Consider the following 834-nt stretch of genomic DNA (forward strand, 5'->3'; position numbering starts at 1 on the left):
GCCATGCCGGCCGCCGCAAGTGATGGCCGTCTGCGGCGGTTGCGGGTGTTGGTCGTGGACGATAGCGAAATCAATCGCGATATGGCGCGCCGCATCCTGGAATCCGAAGCCGCCGACGTCCAGCTTGCGGATGACGGCCAAGCGGCGGTGGATTGGTTGACGGCCAATGCCGGCCTTATCGATGTGGTATTGATGGATATTCAAATGCCGCTGATGGACGGTTACGAAGCCACCCGCCGGATCCGCGAAATACCGGGGCTGGCCGATCTGCCCGTCGTCGCGCTGACCGCGGGCGCCTTCAAGAACCAGCAGGCCGCGGCGTTGGCGGCCGGCATGAACGGATTCATCGCCAAACCCTTCGATGTCGATAAACTGATCGTGCTGCTGCAACGTTACCTACCCGAAATGCATGCGTTAGCGGCCGCGCCGATGACGGGCGGAGTCCCCGCCGCCTCCGAAACCGGCGCAACGCCGATTATCGACATGGATCGCGGCTTGCGCAGTTGGGGAGATGTGGCGGTTTACCATAATTATCTGCGTAAATTCGCCGCCGCCCACGGCCGGGACGGCGATGAAATAGGCGGACTGATAAGCCGGGGAGCAAGGGAAGACGCCCGGGCTTTGGCGCACACGTTAAAAGGCACCGCCGGCAATATGTCTCTGATGGTGGTATGGGAGCTGGCCGAACAGATCGAACGGATGCTGATGGAAGGGGAAGAGGCGGGCGACTGGCCGCACATTCTGCAAATGGCGCTGGACGATGTCCTGGCCGAAATCAGCCGCCTTTGCGAGTCGCATGCGGCCGGCGGCCCCGCCGTTTCCCGCGCGACCGGC

General features: G+C 63.1%; 1 protein-coding gene. It reads left to right on the plus strand.

The genetic code is table 11. The annotated features are described in order from the left end of the window. The coding region (locus tag NP596_RS21645; protein ID WP_256617444.1) for a response regulator at window positions 1–834 on the plus strand (834 nt) is incomplete at both ends.

The organism is Methylomonas rivi, from assembly GCF_024505165.1.
Classification (GTDB): domain Bacteria; phylum Pseudomonadota; class Gammaproteobacteria; order Methylococcales; family Methylomonadaceae; genus Methylomonas; species Methylomonas rivi.